General features: G+C 67.5%; 1 protein-coding gene. It reads right to left on the bottom strand.

The features are described from left to right. A partial coding sequence (locus tag DD1DGNOD_RS29295) for an ABC transporter permease (RefSeq protein ID WP_241255653.1) occupies positions 1-1104 on the bottom strand: 1104 nt, incomplete at its 3' end. Positions 1105-1310: the final 206 nt, after the last annotated feature.

Genomic DNA, 1310 nt, shown 5'->3' with positions numbered 1-1310 from the left:
GCCGATGATCGCGGTGGTCTGGCCGGGCCGAGCCCGCAGAGCGATCCCGCGCAGCACCGCCGCCTCCGCTCCCGGGTAGTGAAACCCGACGTCACGCAGCTCCAGCTCGCCGTGCCGGTCAAGGGAACACACCGGATTCGCCGGCGGCAGCAGGGTGGACTCGGTCTCCAACACCTCCTGGATGCGTTCCGCGCACACCTCGGCCCGAGGAATCATCATGAACATGAAGGTGGCCATCATCACGGACATCAGGATCTGCATGAGGTAGCTGAGGAACGCGGTGAGCGCGCCGATCTGCATGTGGCCGGCGTCGATACGGTGCGCGCCGAACCACAGCACGGCCACACTGGCGACGTTCACCACCGTGAGCACCAGCGGGAACATCAACGCCATCAGCCGGCCGAACCGCAGCGAGACGTCGGTCAGCTCGGCGTTGGCCACCCCGAACCGGCGCTGCTCGTGGTCGTCCCGGACGAATGCGCGGATCACTCGCAACCCGCTGATCTGCTCACGCAGGATCCGGTTGACGGTGTCGAGGCGTTCCTGCATCGCCCGGCCCAGCGGCCGCATCCGGCGCACGATCAGGCTGATGATCACTCCGAGAACCGGCACGATCACGACGAGCAGAGTGGACAGCCCGGCGTCCTGACGCACGGCCAGCGCGATGCCACCCAGGCACATGATGGGCGCGGATACCATCAGCATGAAGATCATAAGTACCAGCATCTGAACCTGCTGGACGTCGTTCGTGGCCCGGGTGATCAGGGAGGGTGTGCCGAACCGGCCGATCTCGCGGGCGGAGAACGACTGCACCCGGTCGAACACGGCCGCCCGGACGTCCCGGCCGAACGCCATCGCGGTCTGGGCGCCGAAGTACACCGCGGCACCGGAGCAGAGGATCTGCACGACGGCGATCCCGAGCATGATCCCGCCAGTGCGCAGGATGTAGCCGGTGTCGCCGACGATCACCCCGTGGTCGATGATGTCGGCGTTCAGGGTCGGCAGGTACAGCATGGCGATCGTCGCCAGCAGCTGCAGGCCGATCAGGATCGCGATCGGCCGAACATAGGGGCCGAGGTTGGCCCGCAGAAGTCGGATCAGCATGCAGTCTCTCTCTGCGGCGGGACGAGGCGAAGCGGAACGATAGTCCGGACGGTGGCAACGCTGTCATACCGCCGTACCGGTCAGGGGCGTGCCGCGGTGCCACCCCACGCGACCGGACAGCGGTGTCAGCTCTGCCGCCCGTCCCGTCCCCGTTCCGGGACCAGCCGGACCAGCCGGTGGGCCGATGGCCGCACGAGCAACGAACG

Source organism: Candidatus Protofrankia californiensis (assembly GCF_900634765.1).
In the GTDB taxonomy this organism is placed as follows: Bacteria; Actinomycetota; Actinomycetes; order Frankiales; family Frankiaceae; genus Protofrankia; species Protofrankia californiensis.
The sequence above is the reverse complement of the archived record's forward strand: the minus strand, read 5'-3'. Positions and strand labels throughout refer to the sequence as shown.